This is a genomic window from Pseudomonas sp. Y5-11, assembly GCF_022368695.1.
Taxonomy (GTDB): Bacteria; Pseudomonadota; Gammaproteobacteria; order Pseudomonadales; family Pseudomonadaceae; genus Aquipseudomonas; species Aquipseudomonas parakoreensis.
The window spans coordinates 342,956-360,026 of sequence record NZ_CP058974.1; the positions used below are offsets into that span (position 1 = coordinate 342,956).

Annotated in this window: 17 protein-coding genes, 2 pseudogenes and 1 riboswitch; of the genes and pseudogenes, 8 read left to right on the forward strand and 11 right to left on the reverse strand. The window is 55.1% G+C overall.

All coding sequences use genetic code 11. The features are described 5' to 3' along the window. Positions 1 to 409 precede the first annotated feature (409 nt). On the reverse strand, positions 410 to 1,075 hold the full coding sequence (locus HXW87_RS01505; protein WP_052491576.1) for a hypothetical protein: 666 nt from the start codon (positions 1,073 to 1,075) through the stop codon (positions 410 to 412). Between the two features lie 199 nt (positions 1,076 to 1,274). Here HXW87_RS01505 and HXW87_RS01510 point away from each other — a divergent pair, with 199 nt between their 5' ends. From HXW87_RS01510 to HXW87_RS01520, 3 genes are all read left to right on the forward strand, one after another. Continuing rightward, complete coding sequence (locus HXW87_RS01510) at positions 1,275 to 1,541, forward strand: hypothetical protein (RefSeq protein WP_042561603.1); 267 nt, start codon at positions 1,275 to 1,277, stop codon at positions 1,539 to 1,541. Continuing rightward, the gene (locus HXW87_RS01515) at positions 1,538 to 1,717 is read left to right on the forward strand and encodes a hypothetical protein (RefSeq protein ID WP_042561604.1); all 180 of its coding nucleotides are present in this window, start codon (positions 1,538 to 1,540) and stop codon (positions 1,715 to 1,717) included. Before HXW87_RS01510 ends, HXW87_RS01515 begins: the two co-directional genes overlap by 4 nt. A 234-nt stretch (positions 1,718 to 1,951) precedes the next feature. Further along, positions 1,952 to 2,533, forward strand: coding sequence for a hypothetical protein (locus tag HXW87_RS01520; protein WP_052491577.1), 582 nt, complete (start codon positions 1,952 to 1,954; stop codon positions 2,531 to 2,533). Between the two features lie 343 nt (positions 2,534 to 2,876). Here HXW87_RS01520 and HXW87_RS01525 read toward each other — a convergent pair whose 3' ends face one another. The 3 genes from HXW87_RS01525 to HXW87_RS01535 form a co-directional block, all read right to left on the reverse strand. After that, positions 2,877 to 3,590, reverse strand: coding sequence for a hypothetical protein (locus HXW87_RS01525; RefSeq protein WP_042561605.1), 714 nt, complete (start codon positions 3,588 to 3,590; stop codon positions 2,877 to 2,879). 117 nt (positions 3,591 to 3,707) lie between these two features. Then, positions 3,708 to 7,013 carry a UvrD-helicase domain-containing protein gene (locus HXW87_RS01530; protein WP_042561606.1) on the reverse strand — a complete coding sequence of 1,102 codons (3,306 nt, stop codon included), beginning with the start codon at positions 7,011 to 7,013 and terminating at the stop codon, positions 3,708 to 3,710. A 2-nt stretch (positions 7,014 to 7,015) separates the two neighbouring features. After that, the gene (locus tag HXW87_RS01535; protein WP_096144210.1) at positions 7,016 to 7,981 is read right to left on the reverse strand and encodes a hypothetical protein; all 966 of its coding nucleotides are present in this window, start codon (positions 7,979 to 7,981) and stop codon (positions 7,016 to 7,018) included. Positions 7,982 to 8,242: 261 nt separating this feature from the next. Here HXW87_RS01535 and HXW87_RS01540 point away from each other — a divergent pair, with 261 nt between their 5' ends. Beyond that, complete coding sequence (locus HXW87_RS01540) at positions 8,243 to 9,217, forward strand: TauD/TfdA family dioxygenase (RefSeq protein WP_235378434.1); 975 nt, start codon at positions 8,243 to 8,245, stop codon at positions 9,215 to 9,217. 87 nt (positions 9,218 to 9,304) lie between these two features. Here HXW87_RS01540 and HXW87_RS01545 read toward each other — a convergent pair whose 3' ends face one another. Beyond that, on the reverse strand, positions 9,305 to 9,652 hold the full coding sequence (locus HXW87_RS01545) for a hypothetical protein (RefSeq protein ID WP_143129414.1): 348 nt from the start codon (positions 9,650 to 9,652) through the stop codon (positions 9,305 to 9,307). A gap of 945 nt (positions 9,653 to 10,597) precedes the next feature. After that, positions 10,598 to 10,659, forward strand: a riboswitch (Fluoride riboswitch). 138 nt (positions 10,660 to 10,797) lie between these two features. Here HXW87_RS01545 and crcB point away from each other — a divergent pair. The 4 genes from crcB to nhaA all read left to right on the forward strand — a co-directional run bounded on the left by crcB (position 10,798) and on the right by nhaA (position 13,591). Then, entirely contained in the window at positions 10,798 to 11,181 is a 384-nt protein-coding gene (gene crcB, locus HXW87_RS01550) for a fluoride efflux transporter CrcB (RefSeq protein WP_017337059.1), read from the forward strand. A gap of 10 nt (positions 11,182 to 11,191) precedes the next feature. After that, positions 11,192 to 11,545 (forward strand): DUF190 domain-containing protein, encoded by a 354-nt coding sequence (locus HXW87_RS01555; protein WP_020191805.1) that lies wholly within the window; start codon positions 11,192 to 11,194, stop codon positions 11,543 to 11,545. Positions 11,546 to 11,547: 2 nt separating this feature from the next. Further along, a complete protein-coding gene (ppa, locus tag HXW87_RS01560; RefSeq protein WP_042561608.1) occupies positions 11,548 to 12,078 on the forward strand; it encodes an inorganic diphosphatase in 531 nt (176 codons plus the stop codon). Positions 12,079 to 12,388: 310 nt separating this feature from the next. Next, positions 12,389 to 13,591, forward strand: coding sequence for a Na+/H+ antiporter NhaA (gene nhaA / locus HXW87_RS01565; protein WP_042561609.1), 1,203 nt, complete (start codon positions 12,389 to 12,391; stop codon positions 13,589 to 13,591). A gap of 112 nt (positions 13,592 to 13,703) precedes the next feature. Here nhaA and HXW87_RS01570 read toward each other — a convergent pair whose 3' ends face one another. From HXW87_RS01570 to HXW87_RS01595, 6 genes and pseudogenes are all read right to left on the reverse strand, one after another. Then, a complete protein-coding gene (locus tag HXW87_RS01570; protein ID WP_020192018.1) occupies positions 13,704 to 14,237 on the reverse strand; it encodes an NUDIX domain-containing protein in 534 nt (177 codons plus the stop codon). Positions 14,238 to 14,329: 92 nt separating this feature from the next. Next, positions 14,330 to 14,425 (reverse strand): annotated as a pseudogene (locus tag HXW87_RS01575) (universal stress protein); the annotation flags it as partial. Beyond that, positions 14,422 to 14,514: pseudogene (locus HXW87_RS01580) on the reverse strand (arsenate reductase); the annotation flags it as partial. The pseudogenes HXW87_RS01580 and HXW87_RS01575, both read right to left, overlap by 4 nt. A gap of 20 nt (positions 14,515 to 14,534) precedes the next feature. Then, on the reverse strand, positions 14,535 to 15,248 hold the full coding sequence (arsH, locus tag HXW87_RS01585) for an arsenical resistance protein ArsH (protein ID WP_020192019.1): 714 nt from the start codon (positions 15,246 to 15,248) through the stop codon (positions 14,535 to 14,537). Positions 15,249 to 15,295: 47 nt separating this feature from the next. After that, complete coding sequence (locus HXW87_RS01590; RefSeq protein WP_020192020.1) at positions 15,296 to 15,766, reverse strand: arsenate reductase ArsC; 471 nt, start codon at positions 15,764 to 15,766, stop codon at positions 15,296 to 15,298. A gap of 16 nt (positions 15,767 to 15,782) precedes the next feature. Then, a complete protein-coding gene (locus tag HXW87_RS01595; protein WP_020192021.1) occupies positions 15,783 to 17,066 on the reverse strand; it encodes an arsenic transporter in 1,284 nt (427 codons plus the stop codon). Positions 17,067 to 17,071: the final 5 nt, after the last annotated feature.

A 17,071-nucleotide genomic window follows, 5' to 3' on the forward strand; every position in this document is an offset into this window, starting at 1 on the left:
GCTTCCGGACTCGGATTTCACGTAGCTGCGTGCAAAAAAGGCGTTCTCACCAGTCAATGATCAGGCAGTTTGGGCAGACCGACTTTTTCAACAGAATCGGCCGTTAGCTGCCCCCAGCCGAGGGCAGCTATTGGTCGACTCCAGCCGGTCGAGGGCATGCAGTTCGCCGGTCAAGTCTCTTGCAAACGGGCGGCCAAGTGGAATGCAATTCTCCAGTCGCTACACCACAAGATTGATACCTGGCTGCGTAACAGCTGAAATTAGCTGGAGCCGGCGTCCTATGATCAGTGGCGGCCACACGCAGCCTCCTGCAGGGGCGCTCAATACACCAGAGAGACTTGATGCATCCTTGGCACGGGTACACACCCACAGCTGGCCAGGGACGTCTTCTCGCGACACCAAGCGACATCTACCCTAAAGCCATCATCTGATCGAGAGTGTTTTCGTCGCGAAAACTCATCATCTCGTTGAACAGCTCCTCTGGCAGTACCCGAGACGCTGGAAGATGATCGATAAGGTAAAGCCGGATAGTCTGGGTAAAGTGAGACGTAACCGCTGAGCGAATTCGATCTTCTAGCTCCTCTGCTTTGTACCCGCTGCCATAGTCGAATATGGCAGATCTCCATCGGCTTTTGAGGAGATGGAAGCTCAGGACATTTCTTGAGGCCTTGGCACTCGTTCTATGGTGGGGCTCTGCCGTGACTCTGTGGAAATAGGCTGAGTCGATACGGAACATCTCCTTCAATCCCGACCCTGAGTCATCCCAAAACTCTGGGATGACAAAAATGAGCCGCTGCAAGAAATCGTCCGATAGCTCGCGGGGAGGGGTTACCGTCACCAGCATATTCCCGACGTGCTCAGGAAAAGCAACGTCACGCTCCTTCCATCGAAAATCGAAGCTGATATGAAATTTCTTCATGTCGGCCTCTTCCGCTTGCTGCAGCTTTTCCGTCACCAGGTAGCGAAGGCCGTCGCTCACGGCTACCCCCGCATTTTCGACCATAGCCGAGTAATTCGCGTACTCCACTGGATCGAATCGGACGCTGATTGCCTTTTTGACTTTGCTCTCAGACACGTTTACACGCCTCGTAACGTTTACTTTTCAAAACAGGTGACAAACCCATGAGCAACGATTATGGTTGCTTCACCCGCCGATGTCGAGCCTACGCCGCAAACGTGTCGCAGCACTGGCAGGGCAAATGAGCCAGGCTCCCATGGACTGGCTCACCCATTCAGCAAAAAACTGGGCCAAGCCCACATACAGGACTTCACGAATGACGACATTCAACCCCCACATCGCTGCAGATCCTGCAGCACAACAGGCAGCAGCGCCTACCCCCGCTGCCGGTGAATACTCAGAGCAATACACGATGAAGCGCCAGCAACGCCTGTCACTCACCCAGGAGGAAGCCGATTCGGTAAACCGCCAACTTGATTTGATGGAGCGATGCACCGGCAAACGTATTTCCGTGAACAAGCTCATTAAGCAGGCGACTTTGCAGAAAGCGGAACAGGTTTTGGAACAGGGGAAAAATAAATGAGCCGCAAATCCGCTCCACCCGCCATCGCTGGCAAACCCATTTTGGTTACCTTTGGGGTCAACCAGACCGACAAAGTCAACAAAGCGGCCAACATGCTGAACAAGTCTCCACGCCAATTCATACTCGACTCGACGATGGAGGCCTGCGAATCAGCCGGCAAAGTACCTAAGCCTTAATGGCTATCGTGTTAGCAGTGCTCGGCGGCCTCTGAGGTATCCCACACCTTGAGTCATCGAGCCACCTGCACGATTCTAGGGATCACCCCGACTCAGCTTCTCCATCCAGAGTACTCGCCGCAGAAACCCAATGACCATCGGCATCACTAAATTCTGTAAAATGGGAAAGTGCGGTTCTGACACGGCCAGTCGTGACGTGAGAATGGAGCCATCAAGTAGTTAAGGATTGCTGGCATGTCACGTTTCAAGGCGCCGCCGCCTCAGGCGATACCGGTCGAGTTCGACCATCACGAAGATTTCAATATTGCTCACCCCTCCACAGGCCTGGAATCCTGGGGATTGGTGAAGGTCACCAGCCAGTTATTGCAACAGCCTGGCGGGGATATCTACCTCAGGGCGGGCAAGCACATCGGGCCCCACAAAGGCTTCGGTGTACGCCACATCTGGCAAGAGCGTGGCCATGACCTAGTAAAGTGGGGCTACCCAACGGTCTATGACGTACCGCGTTTTGTGTCCGACATCATCGTGCATGGCTCAAACATCGTTTGTGAGTTTGACTCGATGAAGGGGAACGAGCGACTGATCGTGCTCCGGGGTCGCAAAGGGTGTGCAGTATTAGCAGCTTGGCCTATCGGCGATGACCAGCTCTATTACAGCGTGGTGACGGCTTATCGCAACCGTACGCCGAACGGGAAAGCTGTCGGGATGATTGAGGGTTTTCAAATCCCAGAAACGCCAAAGGCGCCAGATTTGGCGCCCTTGACTGAAGAAGATATGCGGGATGGTAGTCGCAGCGCTTGCTTAGCTAACCCCTAGGGGTTGGGTCACATGCCAACAGACCGAAGTCTGATGCCGCTACCACACGGATGGCGTCTCCGTGCAATCCACACTCCAGATCCAATTTCGCCTGATGATCTCGGAGCCCTGCTCTTATTTCCCGCACACCCACTATAGCGTCACGACCTGCGTTATACAAGGTGAAATCCCATGATGGGAAGTGAGGGCTGGCTATTTCAGATGAAGCGGATGCCAACAAAATAGGGGCAAAACCACTTCAGTTGAGGCTTGAATCTCCTAATGCTCCCCGGCCCACGCAGACTTGGTACGCGAGCGATTGCTCACATCAGCCATAGCAACCTAGGCTGATGCTTGCTCGAATTCAGGGTACCGGCCTCTCGGGCTGCCAAAAATTACAGCTGAAGTTATTCAGGCCCCCGCCGTAGGCACTAGGCCTCACCGCGAACACCTCTGGCACCGCATCCCCATCGCCGCCATCGCGGAAGAACTCTCTCATAGAGAAAAGCGCCTGAGCCTTCAAACGCTCCCATTCTCGGTTAAGACTGTCTTCTAGATCCCTGGCTGCCTCCGCCGCGCTGGGCTTGCGCTTGGGCATCGGCAAGGTATAGCTGGGCTGAGGGGAGAATTCGTAGACGAACGTCAGGTGCCCGTGCTTCCAGTCCGAAGACGGTGACGCTCGCCAGCGGAATGACACTTGCACTGACAGTCGCTTGCTGAGATGGAAAGGCGGCCTGATCTGATCATCAATGAAAAACAGCTCCCCCTCTTTGTGCTCAGTTTCAAGCCGACCCTTCATCTGCTGCACAGCGTGAATGAGGTCATTGCCGGCATGCAGCGCATCCTGTCGAGTGCGTTCGCGCTTGGCATGGGCCTTGGCCTTGCCGTACTCAGCGATCGCTTGTTGGAATGCGTGAAGCTTGGTACCCACGTAAGGGCCACAGTCACTGAGCCCAAGGCCATGAATCGGCCCCATACGCTCTTCATCCAGGCACTTGCGCACAGCTGTCCGAAGCGCTGTCTCGTCTACGTCGCTGATTGCAGCTTGCTGATTACTCGGCAAGTTAATGTAGGTCATACCCAAAACTATCCTTGTGTAATGGTGGCCAAGCTACCGTCTCATCTCAGCGCACAGCTTTCCGCGTCTCTGAGAGATAGCCCCATGGCGATGAAACACAGAAGCCCTTGAGGTTGATCAGGGGATACTGGCACAGATGCTCAGATAGGCGCAGCGCCCACAATGCCGACCTCTGGAGGCGGATCGATCACCTGCGGCAAAACGTTGAGCCATCTTGTATACGGACGTGCTCGCGGCCTGCTTGGAAGGGCCATCCATCACGTACTGGTCAGTGATAATGGAGTAGATCTTCGCACTCGGCCTTCGAGAGCCATTGATATCGAGCATCATGGGCCGTAGGTGACTCAGGGTGTATGGGATCCCCGTCTGAGCTCGAATCCAGTGCAGCTGCCCTTTATCGACGAGCATCCAAGGGAGCTCAATGCGCACACCGTTGACTTCAGAAACCATCCCTTCTTCGACGGCACCGCCGACGCTGTTAACCACCACCAGCCCACGCTTGGCGGCGGCAATCGCATCATCCATCAAGCCAGGGTCTTCTGCCCTATCTGGAAGTCCGCGTAACGCCCATGCAGCTTGGAATGCCGTGTTGGGGTCAGTGCCGTCCCTCGCCACGGCCAACAGCATGTCCATAATCGCCCAGCGAGCACGGATCGAGACGTCGATTTCCTGCTCGGCAGTGAGCGCTAGCTCATAGCGATAGTGGTACTGGAGGGGACAGCTCATGTAGGCCTGGAACGCCTCATAGCTCACAGTGGGTACCACGGTGCTGCTAGCCAACGGCAGCGGTATGATGGGTGCGGGCGGTACCTTCACCCCCAAGCGCTTAACCAGACTAGTGGGAGCAGCGCGATTGAGCGGAACTGGACGTGGCCACCCACTGATCTCATAGAGATACAGGTAATCACGGGCCCGAGACAGGGCGACATAGAGCAGGTTATTGCGCTCTACCCGCTCTTCGAACATGAACTCTGACCCAGTGCTGTTCAAAACTTCGGGAGGGATGAGATCCAACCCCCGCACATCGTATGCATAGGGTCGATTGGCGCCGTATGACGCGTCGTCAACATCGGTGACGTGAACTGCTGGGTACTCAAGCCCCTTGCTGGAATGCACGGTCATAACGCTCACCGCATCCAGGACTCGCGCTTCAGGCGGTAAACCGCGATCCCCTAGTTTTTCTCCAATCCTACGGCGAAGCTCCTCGCGAAGCAGGAACTGGGAAAGCCGTGCCTGGCGGATATCTCCGTCACCATTGCGTACGGCATAGACGAACAGCCATGTTGCCAAGCGCTGAGTATGGGCCTGAATGGTCTGATCAGCAGGGTTTGGAAGACCGTAGCGCTGATCGAGCAGTACTTTGGCGACAAAATCCCAAGGCCTTGAATTCCGCTTGAGCCCTCTCAACAGCAACGCCAAATTTGACTTGGCTTGCTGGCCAGCGGGCGAGAGGCCTGGCGTAGGCAGCCATAGCCAACGGCCTCGCTGCATGCTCAATCCCGCGCCTTTGCGGGTCAGGAATATGAGGTGCTCAATGTCTTGGGGCGGCATTCGAAACGCTGGCTCAGAGATCAGCCCGACCAGTGAACGCGGCTGTCGCATACACAGCAGTTCCATCAGGCACAGCAGCTTCTTTATCTCAGGGCGCTGGCAGACATCGCCGATGTGCAGCACTGGCACATTCAGATTTTCAAGCGCTTCAACAATTTGCTCAACGTTTGCCGATTTGCGGCTGATCACGACTTGATCCCTGTACGGGACACCCCTCTGCACCAGCCCATCAATGCGCTGAGCGATGGTGACGGCTTGGGAGGGCTTGGAGTCGCACTCATACAGGGTAGGTATGACCCCGATCGAGGGACGATACGCCGTGACTGGTTCCAGAGGCATCCGGTCATTCAGTGCATGATGGATGCCTGCGCAGGAAAATAGCTCCAAGATCTCAGGCGTGCTTCGCCGATTCAGGTCGAGAGCGTAGCGGCGCACCGTTGCTCCTGGAATGGTGCTCAAGAACGTGGTGTCGAAGTGCATCAAGCTACGGATCGACGCGCCTCGCCAATGGTGAATGGCCTGACGCACATCACCGACGACCCAGAATGATTGAGCATTCAGCGCCAATTGACGAAGGAGGTCGACCATCACCTCGGTGACATCCTGATACTCGTCCACTAGTACGTGCGAGAAATGGTCGATGTACTGAGCAACGCTTGTTCTATCCCGCTTGGCCTGGGATGCAGGGAGGGCAATGAGGTCAACGTAGTCGACCAAATGCTCAGCTCGCATTGCTGTTTCGTACGCTTCAAACAGGGTGGCGATGTCTTCGCGCTCATTGGCTACATCCGGCTCGCAGGGCGGAAGTGCAGCCAAGCGCGTGCGGTAGTCGGCAACTGTGAGGCATTCTTCCTTGAGTCGTTTGATATGGCCCAGAACGCCAGGTAGCCAATCGTACGGGTTCTGTAGCCTCAGATAATACTTGAGCCGCACCTTGGGCAGCGTGCTCACCATCAGGCGAACTTGCATCAGCGGATCTGCGAGCCGAACGTCGGACTCCAGGCCGAAAATCTGATGGTATTTGCGAAGGAATTCGAGCCCGAATGCATGAAAAGTCCCGGCCCACACGTCGGCGGCTCCGGCGATGCCAGACACCTTCAGGCGTTCAACCAATTCATGAGCCGCCTTGTTCGTGAAGGTCAGCACCAAGATTTGGCTGGGAGGGATACCGCGCTCGACCAGGTGCTTGATGCGATGGATCAGTGTCGTCGTTTTACCAGTACCCGGCCCGGCAACAACGTTGACGAAGGTTTCGGACGCGGTAGCAGCATCGTGCTGCCCCTGCGTCATAAGCGGCAGAGGAGGAGGTGGAGCAGGAGGCAATATGGGGAGCAAAATGCCGTCGAATAGCTGAAGACGAACGATCTCCAGCGGTACCTCCAGAGTGGCCGCGATGACCGTGGCACCAGTACCGCTATGGAACAGTTGGCTTGCGACACCACGGGGTAGCAGAAGCTCACGAGCAAACACGTTTGCTTGAAGCTCCAAGCGCTCACGAGCACCGTATGCTTCCACCGCCACCGTAGCCTGACTCCCATAGGAATCCGTCATGCTGGTCAGATGAGCGACCGTCTGTGCAGGGCGATCGCCGTCGAGGTACCAGTGACCCAACTCATGGGCGATGAGATAGGCCGTTTCTCCTGGAGACACATCGTTGCGGATGTAGATGGTTTGAATTTCTCGCTTGAGCACCCCGCTGCCGCCACCCAACTCTGGGTGCCCGAAAGGTAAGCGCTCAATCGCGATTTCGAGCGTGTCCTCAACATGAGCCAAGAGCCCAGAGGAGCTGACGCCACCTAGAGAAGCGGCCAATCCGACCAGGGCTTCTCGGGTTTCGAATGCTTGCCGACGTGCCCGGTCGAATGGATTCACACTTAGCCCTCTAGGTTCAGGAGACGCTCTTGTTCCTCAGCCGGCAGCTGAAGCTCTTTGACTGCGACACTCCACGCCTTGCGTTCCGCTTGCACGGTGGGTTTTCCATCAGTCGCTTTGAAAGCTGGAACGCATTGGGTGGCGAACCGACGCTCCAAGGCTACCGACACAACATCCAAAGGCTTCTTCAAAACGACAGCCAGCTTCGCCAGGACTCGCGCAGGCGCCAGTACAGAACCACCAAGGATCATGTTGGTCAGGCCGCGTTGCTCACCTAGATCGATCTGAGGAGCGAGAGCACGGGCTTTTACCCCACTGACCTGCTCGATCGCCTTGATAGCCTCTACGACAACCTCATCACGGGTAATCGAATTAGTCGTTGCCTCACGCACAGCAGCAGCGTGAGGGCAATGGCTCAAAGCGTTGGCGAGAAGGAAGTTGGTGAATGATGACAACGAGCGCTCATATTCACCTGCGCGTAAGCGCGTTCTCATCACCAGACGCCTGTCAGCCCGGATGATCCAACTCTCCGAATCGGCACCTGCGTAATCATTGGCAGTGCGCTCGTAATCAGTCAGCAGCTCCGAAGGGTCTACTGTCCTTGATTCTTTATCGAACCGGGTCAGCCCGTCCTGCACCAGATCTCGCGCAGCGATCGACAGCGATACCCCACGGCGTTTTGCTACGCGTCTTACCAACTCATGAAGCGAGACCTTGGTAGTTAAACCAATTTGCAAGCGGGCAGCTTGTGTTCGTTCATCGGTGATTTTGGTAGTAGCGGTAGGTTGCATGGTCGCCTCCAAAGTCTGCTTATCCGCAGGCACTGTGCGTGAGACAGGTGGCATCGCTAACCGTTCGTCGGCTGGAACTTGAGGAATCAGTTCGACGAGTACGGACATCAAGCCAAGCAGCAGGTGCGGTTCGTCCTTGCCGGTGACCACTACAGGCTGGCCATTAGCCAGTGTCATCTCACACTCAATGCCCTGGGAGGTCTCCCGCAAGTGCATGAATGGCTTAAGGCAGGCTAGGAAACTAGCGCACCCTTGGAGATAATCGGCAGGCTGAAGCTTGGGCATTTTCATAGACGGATTTGGTCGCTGGTGAGATCGTGCGTGATAATCACGCTGACATACATCACTTTTATATCACTCGCGCGTGTAGGGACACAATTGATCCAGGCAATCTTTACAGAAGCAGTGCGTGTCGCAGTCAGCGAATGGCGAGCGAACGTGACCTACGAGCAAGTGCTTGAGTACCTGGCGCGCCCCGGCGATCTGGGGCGTGAGCTGCAGCCTGCGATCGAACGCGAGCTCAATAGCCGGGGGAGCAGCTGTGCAGAGGTGCAAGCCTTTGCATGGGCACAGCCTTGCCTGACGCTGGAGGGTATCTTCCGGCCAGATGACCTACCCGATACCCCTATTGATTTTTGCCCGGTGCCTGAAGCAGAAGGCACGGTCATTGCCCGAGTCACTGCGATCGCGTGCCTTGCGGCTATCAATTCCGCCACGGTTTCCTATGGCTCCGAGAACGGAGGCGATCTGTTCGTGAACCTGGTGGTGTTCCCGCCTGGCCGAGGTAAATTCACAGTCAAATCGGCGGACAAGATGAGTGGGCACACCGATGGAGTGACCTTCCCGTTGCGGGGATACCGCGACCCCCTGAATGAACGCATTGCACCCTCTCCAGACTTTGTGTGCTTGTCGGCACTGCGCAACCCGAAGCAAGTTCCGACTACGGTTATGCCTCTTGACCACCTCATGGCGCACTTGAGCCAAGAGCATATCGACGAACTCCAGAAGCCCCAGTACATCATTGGTTCGCAACTGACCTTCCAGGATGGGATGGTAGACATCCTGGGCGACGAACTTGATGTCGATGATGCGCAGCTTCTCTTCCAAATGAATGGAAGCTGGTGGATCCGATTCAGCCACAGCACCACGCAGATTGCTGACATCGGCCACAAGTCCGCGCAGGAGGCAATGGACGCTCTGAAACACGCATGTGCTGACTGCGCAATCGCTGTTCCTCTGCAGCCAGGTGATATCGCCTTGGTAAACAATCGCATTGCGCTGCATGGCCGCAGTGAGCCTGGAAGTGAATACGGCGAGCAAACACGCTGGCTCCTGCGCACCTACGGGCTAGAAATCACTGATATCGATCCTAGCCAGTGGCATGAGGGCAGCGACTTCAAGCTATACCCGTAAACCTCAGCGCTTGGGCTATCACAAATGAGCTCGTCCGCTGCAAGCCTCTGCAAGTCCGGAATCCGTAGGTGTCTCAACTGGACAAGGTCAAAGCCCCAGGTCTGCCGCAAAACGCTGGTCGCGGATTGAAGCAGGGGCATGCCCATCGATGATCAGCTTCTGCTGCAGATGGCGTACGAGATGCCAAGCCAAAGGTTCACGGATTTCCAAGCAACCGTCGAGCTGATGGAAACCATTGGAGCGCTGTGTAACAAGGGCCTCTCGAAGCGCAGTAAAGCCATCAACGCCGATGACCGACCTGTGAACACGGATAGGATTATTCAGCCCAGGACGACGCTCGTAGGCGCTTAAAAGCGATCGAAGGATTACAGGGAGATCATCCCCATAGGCTTCGCAGGCAAGAGACCAGAGCTGACCATCAGACAGTGGGGTCATAGGATCCGATGTCGGGCTCGCATTATCCATAAATTGGCAACATAGCACCCAAGCGCGGCCAGAATTCAGGTGCACCCTGTAAACCAATTTTTTAACGTGTTAATCACAGGAGTTTACAGTGTAAAAATTTGGTTTACAGGCTCGAATTTTCAAAGTGCGTACAAGGGTCAGCAAATGCATTTCGTTAGAAATATGACGGGGGCGGACGTTTGCAGACGCCTGTTGTACGAGACGGGTGGAATTTCAGACGGACTGATCCCAGCAAAAAAGCCCTATTGGTTTGACGTCAAAGCGTAAGCAGCAGCCTGCGGCTGCAAAGTAAAGCGATTTCTCCTTGGCCCCCGGCCCACCCATTCCAACCTCAAATTCACCTTCAGTCCTCAAAACCGTGTGATCTAGAAGCCGTAAATATCAGATGTAAAAGCCGGCGAAATCCTGTGAGAAAAGCGGTGCCTGGGCCACTGCCGCTTTTATCTTGCTCTCAAATATAAGAACTCCGTCTCGCTTAAAAATTTTCAAGAGGGGGGGGTGAAAATAAAATGGACATTGCCGACGAACGGTAAATAAATTGCCTATTTGTCAATCTGAGTTTTCACTCAAAAATCCTCGAAAACCTATAAAAAATGCTTTAAAACAGGCGAAAACGCTAACATTTATGAGTTTCGATTCACCAAATGCGAATTTTGATCGCCTACAACCGCGTCCAGTAGCAGATACATTGGCCATGTCGATCATTTGTAACCGTCCGGCCAACTCACCTTCCTATCCACAATTGCTGGGACAAAAATCAGCAATCCTCCCTGGGTCAATTTTCAATCGGCAGGATGGGTCAGTTTTCAATCAGCGCCAACAATCAAACATCTTGCCTAGCCAAAAGGGCCTTCAGATCGCTTGCATGCAGCTGCTCTTGATGCCTATTGATACCATTGGCGCTGATGCTATAGGATCAGATCAGGAGATGGCATTCCTCCTTTAACCGCCTTCGTGCTGATGATGCCTACGTGAACCCTGGACAGGGTGCGTAGGTGCGTCTCCCTGTCCTCCATTTTAGGACAGGCTATGATCTTATCCTCCGAGTTTCCTTTTTCTTTCGGCGCGAGCCGCTTACCAGTTAGTCCACTCAGGTCTGATGAGGTGGGCTCGCCATGCTGAAGTCTTTAATGGTCATCGCCGTTGGCGCTTCACTTGGAGCCTGGTTGCGCTGGATATTGGGCATGAAACTGAATGCTCTGTTTCCTACGATTCCCCCAGGTACTGTGGTCGCGAACATGGTTGGGGGCTACATCATCGGCCTGGCCATCGCCTTCTTGGCCGCTTCTCCTACCCTCAGTCCAGAGTGGCGTCTCCTGATCATCACGGGTTTCTGTGGTGGGCTTACCACCTTCTCTACATTTTCAGCCGAAACGGTTGCCTTGATTCAGGAAGGCAGACTGGTCTGGGCGCTTGGCTCAATTTCGTTGCACGTTGCAGGCTCGTTAGCGATGACCGCTGCGGGGCTTCTGTCCTACCAAATGATTGGTACTCGCTGACGAGATAGAAATGAAAGGCTATATGGTCGTTTTCTTCACCCAACAAAACCGTCGTTATCAGGGAAAGATGCTAGGCGAATGGATCGTCGACGTGGCTAAAGAAATGGGGTTGCGAGGCGCCACGCTCTGCACCGGAATCGAAGGGTTTGGGCACACAGGAAAACTGCATTCATCGCACTTTTTTGAGCTGGCGGATCAACCCACGGAGATTCGCTTGGCCATCACGGAAGATGAGGCAGAACGATTGTTCAAACGATTGGACTCTGAGGAAATATCGGTGTTTTTCACGAAGACGCCAGTCGAGATGGGCACCCTTGGAAAAATGCCCTCCAGCTCAACACCCTCCACAACTTCGGAGCTATGAACATGAGCTACGCGGACATCCCAGCTGGCAACGCCATCCCCGATGACTTCTTCACCGTTATAGAGATTCCTGCAAACCACTCGCCGATCAAGTACGAGGTGGACAAGCCAAGTGGGCAGATCTTTGTCGACCGCTTCCTCAGCACACCGATGTTCTATCCAGCCAACTACGGATTTATCCCGAACACGCTGAGCGACGATGGTGATCCGCTGGACGTCCTGGTGGTTTGCCCTTATCCCGTCTCACCTGGTGTTGTCATCCGTAGTCGCCCGGTTGGTGTGATGTACATGACTGACGAAGCCGGAGCGGATGCCAAGGTGATCGCAGTGCCTCACGAGAAACTTAGCTCATTGTACACCGACGTGAATGAGTGCTCAGACCTACCTGCGTTACTCCTCGCACAGATCCAGCACTTCTTCGAAAACTACAAAGCATTGGAGCCGGGTAAGTGGGTGAAGATGGGGCGTTGGGGGAGCGCGGATGAGGCGCGGGAAGAGATTCGCAAGTCGGTAGCGGCGTATATCCCCAAATAGGCTTACTCCAGATTCAAATGCCACTGTCGTAGGATCGCGCTGAGGTGCGTGCATTTATGCTGGGCCTCAGTTGCTTCAATCATCAAATATCCGAGGAGCCACACACCTGTAAAGAAGGATCGATGCTCGCTCGCCTAGTGAGGCTATGTGCTTGGAGCGCGCTCCTGCGTTTCATGAGCGAGCCCGTGCCGGGGAACACACTGACGGCTGATTAAGGCTCGGTGTAAATCGTTACAGGCTATGTGCCCTGCCGTGCTGGTAAACCTCGGATGTTAAAATAATCGCTTTGGATCAAAGCGCAAGGACACTGATGACTCATAGTAGAGCTCCCGCAGAAACCCCTAGAGCAGCCGCGATTCTGGCTCGCTTCCTATCGTCGGAATCCGCTGGCGGTCTTGTACTGATGGGCGCAGCACTCGCGGCCCTAATCGTGGCGAACTCGCCTCTCTCGCAAGGTTATTTTGCCGCCTTGCACAGTGTCTGGTTGGGCATGTCTGTGGAGCATTGGGTCAATGATGGCCTCATGGCCATCTTCTTCCTGATGGTCGGCCTAGAGATCAAAAGAGAGGTTCTGGCAGGTGGGCTTTCCACTTGGGGCCAGCGCGCCCTGCCGGGGTTTGGTGCTTTAGGTGGCATGGTTGTGCCTGCGCTGATCTACATCGCAATCAACTGGGGTAATTCTGAGACTTTGAAGGGGTGGGCTATCCCAGCCGCTACCGACATCGCATTCGCCTTGGGCGTCTTGTCGTTGCTGGGGAAGCGAGTCCCTACGTCGCTGAAGGTCTTCCTCGCCGCCTTGGCGATCATTGACGACCTGGGTGCTGTAGTCATCATTGCCTTTTTCTACACCTCTGGTCTTTCCATGCCGATGTTGCTGGCATCGCTCGCAACCCTGGCCATTCTGATCACAATGAATCGATTGGGCGTCAGACGATTGTTCCCGTATCTGCTGGTAGGTGGTGTGCTGTGGTTCTTCGTGCTGCAATCGGGAGTGCACGCCACCCTTGCAGGTGTCGCTGTAGCGCTGTGTGTTCCAATGGGTAAGCCTGAAGAAGAAGCCCGGTCTCCACTGCTGTTCCTAGAAGAAAAGCTGCATATGTGGGTAGCGTTCGCTGTGGTGCCGATTTTTGGCTTCGCCAATGCGGGTGTTTCATTGGCCGGTATTTCGATGGAAAACCTAGTCGATCCGGTTCCGCTGGGTGTAGCGCTCGGTCTGTTGGTGGGCAAGCAAGTTGGCATTTTCCTATTAGCTGCTCTGGCCATTCGTATGGGCTTGGCCAAACTGCCGGAAGGCAGCAATTGGGCACAGCTTTACGGCGTTGCGCTCTTGTGTGGCATCGGCTTCACCATGAGCCTGTTCATCGGAAACCTGGCGTTTGCTGGATCAGCTCACCTGATCGACGAAGTAAAAGTCGGTGTGTTGATCGGTTCGACCTTAGCTGCAATCGGTGGAGTCCTGATTTTGCGACGCAGCGCTGGGCCCGCCATTGTCGCCGCCACGGTCTCTAAATAAGCGTAAGCGAGCCGGCCACGGAGTTTCTCCCTGACAGAAATCCTGTGGCTGGAACATCGTCTCGCGAAGTGAGGTCATCGTGCTTTACGCCACAAGCTGCTGAGATAGCCCATCAAAGGCTGATTGGCGGCATCAACTCGGACACAACTTTTTTCAGCATGAACGTTTCGCGCTGAATTGACTGCCCCATCGATGACTCCTGACGCTGCATCACGGCTTCATTATGCGTTATGGCCTCATGCAGGTTGATCCAGACAGGCCGCATACCATTCGCGATTTCGTGGCTTTCCATTCTCACGGGCTCTAGCTGGGGCGCTACTTCGCATTGATAAAAATGCGAGGTCATGTGCATCAGATCGTACTGTGGCTTCCAGTAGGGCCGGTACTCCTCAATGTAACCGTAGTGCTGGAGCACCTGTATTTCACGGGCGCCAGTCTCTTCCTCAAGCTCACGCTTCAAGCCTGTGACAATGTCCTCGTCACCGTCAAGGCCGCCGCCAGGAAAGCTGAAGTCGTTATAGCGCTCGGTAAACAGCAACAGGATCTGCTCATGCCGCATCACGATGCCGCGTGCTGCATGTCGACGGAATACTCTGCCCTGCTTTGATGTGAGCTCGGGGTGAACAATTTCAGTTATGAGTTGCATGTGCTCTCGTTACGGCAAGATCAGTTAGTCATCGCCCAGGGTGGCCACGGCATTTCCGCAGTTCTGGAAATACTGTGGCCAGTGGCACTGGCTCAGCGAAGCAGCAATACGGGAAAAGTGGATGTTCGCAGCATCGTCGTGGTCGTGCTGCCTACCAGAAATTGCCTGATGCGTGAGTGCCCGTAACTGTCGGTTCTTCCCCGCTATTGCGGATCAATTCCAAGGTGTTGCGAGAGGTGCCGCATTCGGGGTTGTGGTAGATCGTGATCTGGCTCATATCGCTTCCTCGTGCTGACGTTAGATGGAGCGCTGGTTGACGCGCTTGGACAGGTCTTCGGCGGACTCTTTACGCTCGGAGTACCGATCAACCAGATAATCCTGGCGATCCCGCAACAGCAGGGTGAATTTCATCAACTCCTCCATCACGTCCACCAGTCGGTCGTAGTACGAGGACGGCTTCATACGGCCTGCTTCATCGAACTCGGTGAACGCCTTGGCCACGGAAGACTGGTTAGGGATGGTAAACATCCGCATCCATCGGCCAAGTACCCGTAGTTGGTTAACCACGTTGAAGGATTGAGAACCACCACAGACCTGCATCACAGCAAGGGTTTTGCCTTGGGTAGGTCGTACAGCGCCCATCGCCAGCGGAACCCAGTCAATTTGGGCTTTGAATACCGCACTCATGGAGCCGTGACGCTCAGGGGAGCACCACACCTGCCCCTCAGACCATTGCATCAGCTCGCGCAGCTCAGCGACCTTGGGATGTGTATCGGGAGCGTCATCCGGCAGCGGGAGACCTGACGGGTCAAAGATCTTGGTTTCGGCGCCAAACTCTTCCAACAAGCGCGCTGCTTCCTGAGTCACCAGCCGGCTGAAAGAGCGCTCTCGCGTCGATCCGTACAAAAGCAGAATTCGAGGCTTATGAAGCGAAGGCGTACGAGGTGCCAGTTGCTCCAACGAAGGAATGTCGATCAGGTCGGCGTGGACGTTCGGCAATGTGTCTTGCATATAAACTCCTACGGCGACGCCAGGTTGGGCACCGCCTCGGTTGATCTCTAAAGTGAACCGATGCGACTCAGTTCAGCTTTCAACTGTTCAGCGCTTATGGTCTTCAGTGGAAGCGCAAGAAATGCGCTCACGCGCTCGTGAATTTTCACGAGTGTGGCTTCAAACGCAGCGGTGATCTCGGCTTCCGACCCGCTAGCCTCAGACGGGTCAGCCAGCCCCCAATGCGCCTTCAAAGCTGGCCCAAAGAAGATTGGGCATGCCTCACCTGCAGCCCGGTCACAGACAGTGATCACGATGTCTGGAGGCGAGCCTTCAAAAGCATCCGAAGCCTTGCTGCTTAAGCCCGCCGTAGAGATACCCGCCGCCTCAAGCGTCTGCAGTGCCCTTTGATTCACCCGGCCACTGGGAAAGCTCCCCGAGCTGACCGCTTCTACGCCTTCAGGCGCCAGGTGATTGAACAGCGCCTCGGACAGGATGCTGCGGCAGCTGTTGTGGGTGCACATGAACAAGACTTTCATCAGAAGATTCCTTGATTCAGAAACTGAGGCGCAATGCCAGGGCAGACAAGGTGGCGACGAGGATAGGCAAGGTCAGCACGATCCCAGTCTTGAAGTAGTAACCCCAACTGATCTTGATGTCCTTCTTGGCCAGCACATGTAGCCACAACAGCGTGGCCAAACTGCCAATTGGGGTGATCTTCGGGCCTAGGTCGCAGCCAATGATGTTGGCGTACACCATCGCTTGCTGAACGACGCCATCCACTTCGGCGGCATGAATGGATAAGGCACCCACCAGAACCGTGGGCATGTTGTTCATGATCGACGACAGCAATGCCGTTAGCATCCCAGTACCCAGGGATGCCCCCCAGACGCCATAACCGGCGAATACGTTCAGAATCTGGGCGATGTGATCAGTCAGGCCCGCGTTCTTAAGGCCATAAACGACCAGATACATACCCAGGGAAAAAATCACCACTTGCCATGGAGCCTCCTTGAGCACCTTGCTTGTGTTGATGGCATGACCACGAGCCGCGATGACATAGAGGACGAATGCGCAGACCGTAGCAATGGCGCTGATTGGCACACCCAGCGGCTCAATGACAAAGAATCCGATCAGGAGTAGTGCCAGCACCCACCAGCCGGCTACGAAAGTGGCGCGGTCGTGAATTGCCTCGTCCGGGTTGTCCAGTTGGTCGAGGTCATAGGTCTTTGGTAAATCTTTGCGGAAAAACCACAGCAGCATGGCTAATGTCGCTGCCACGCTGACGATGTTTACCGGCACCATGATCGAAGCATATTCGTTGAAGCCGATATCGAAGTAGTCGGCAGAAACGATGTTGACCAGGTTGGAAACCACCAGCGGTAAGCTCGCCGTATCGGCGATAAAACCGGCTGCCATGACGAATGCCAACGTAGCAGCAGGAGAAAAACGCAACGCCAGCAACATCGCGATCACAATGGGTGTGAGGATTAACGCTGCTCCGTCATTGGCGAACAGTGCCGACACAGCTGCGCCCAGCAAGACGATGAACGCAAACAACTTACGAGTGCTTCCAGCACCCCACCGCGCTACATGCAACGCAGCCCACTTGAAAAAGCCTGCTTCATCAAGCAGCAGGCTAATGATGATGACTGCGATAAACGTCCCGGTGGCATTCCAGACAATGCGCCAAACCTCTGGTATGTCAGCCAGGGTAACGACGCCTGCCAGCAGCGCCACGATGGCACCCAACGTCGCGCTCCAACCTACCCCGAGCCCCTTGGGTTGCCAGATGACGAGCACGATAGTGGCGATAAAGATCAATACGGCAATCAGCATTTCAG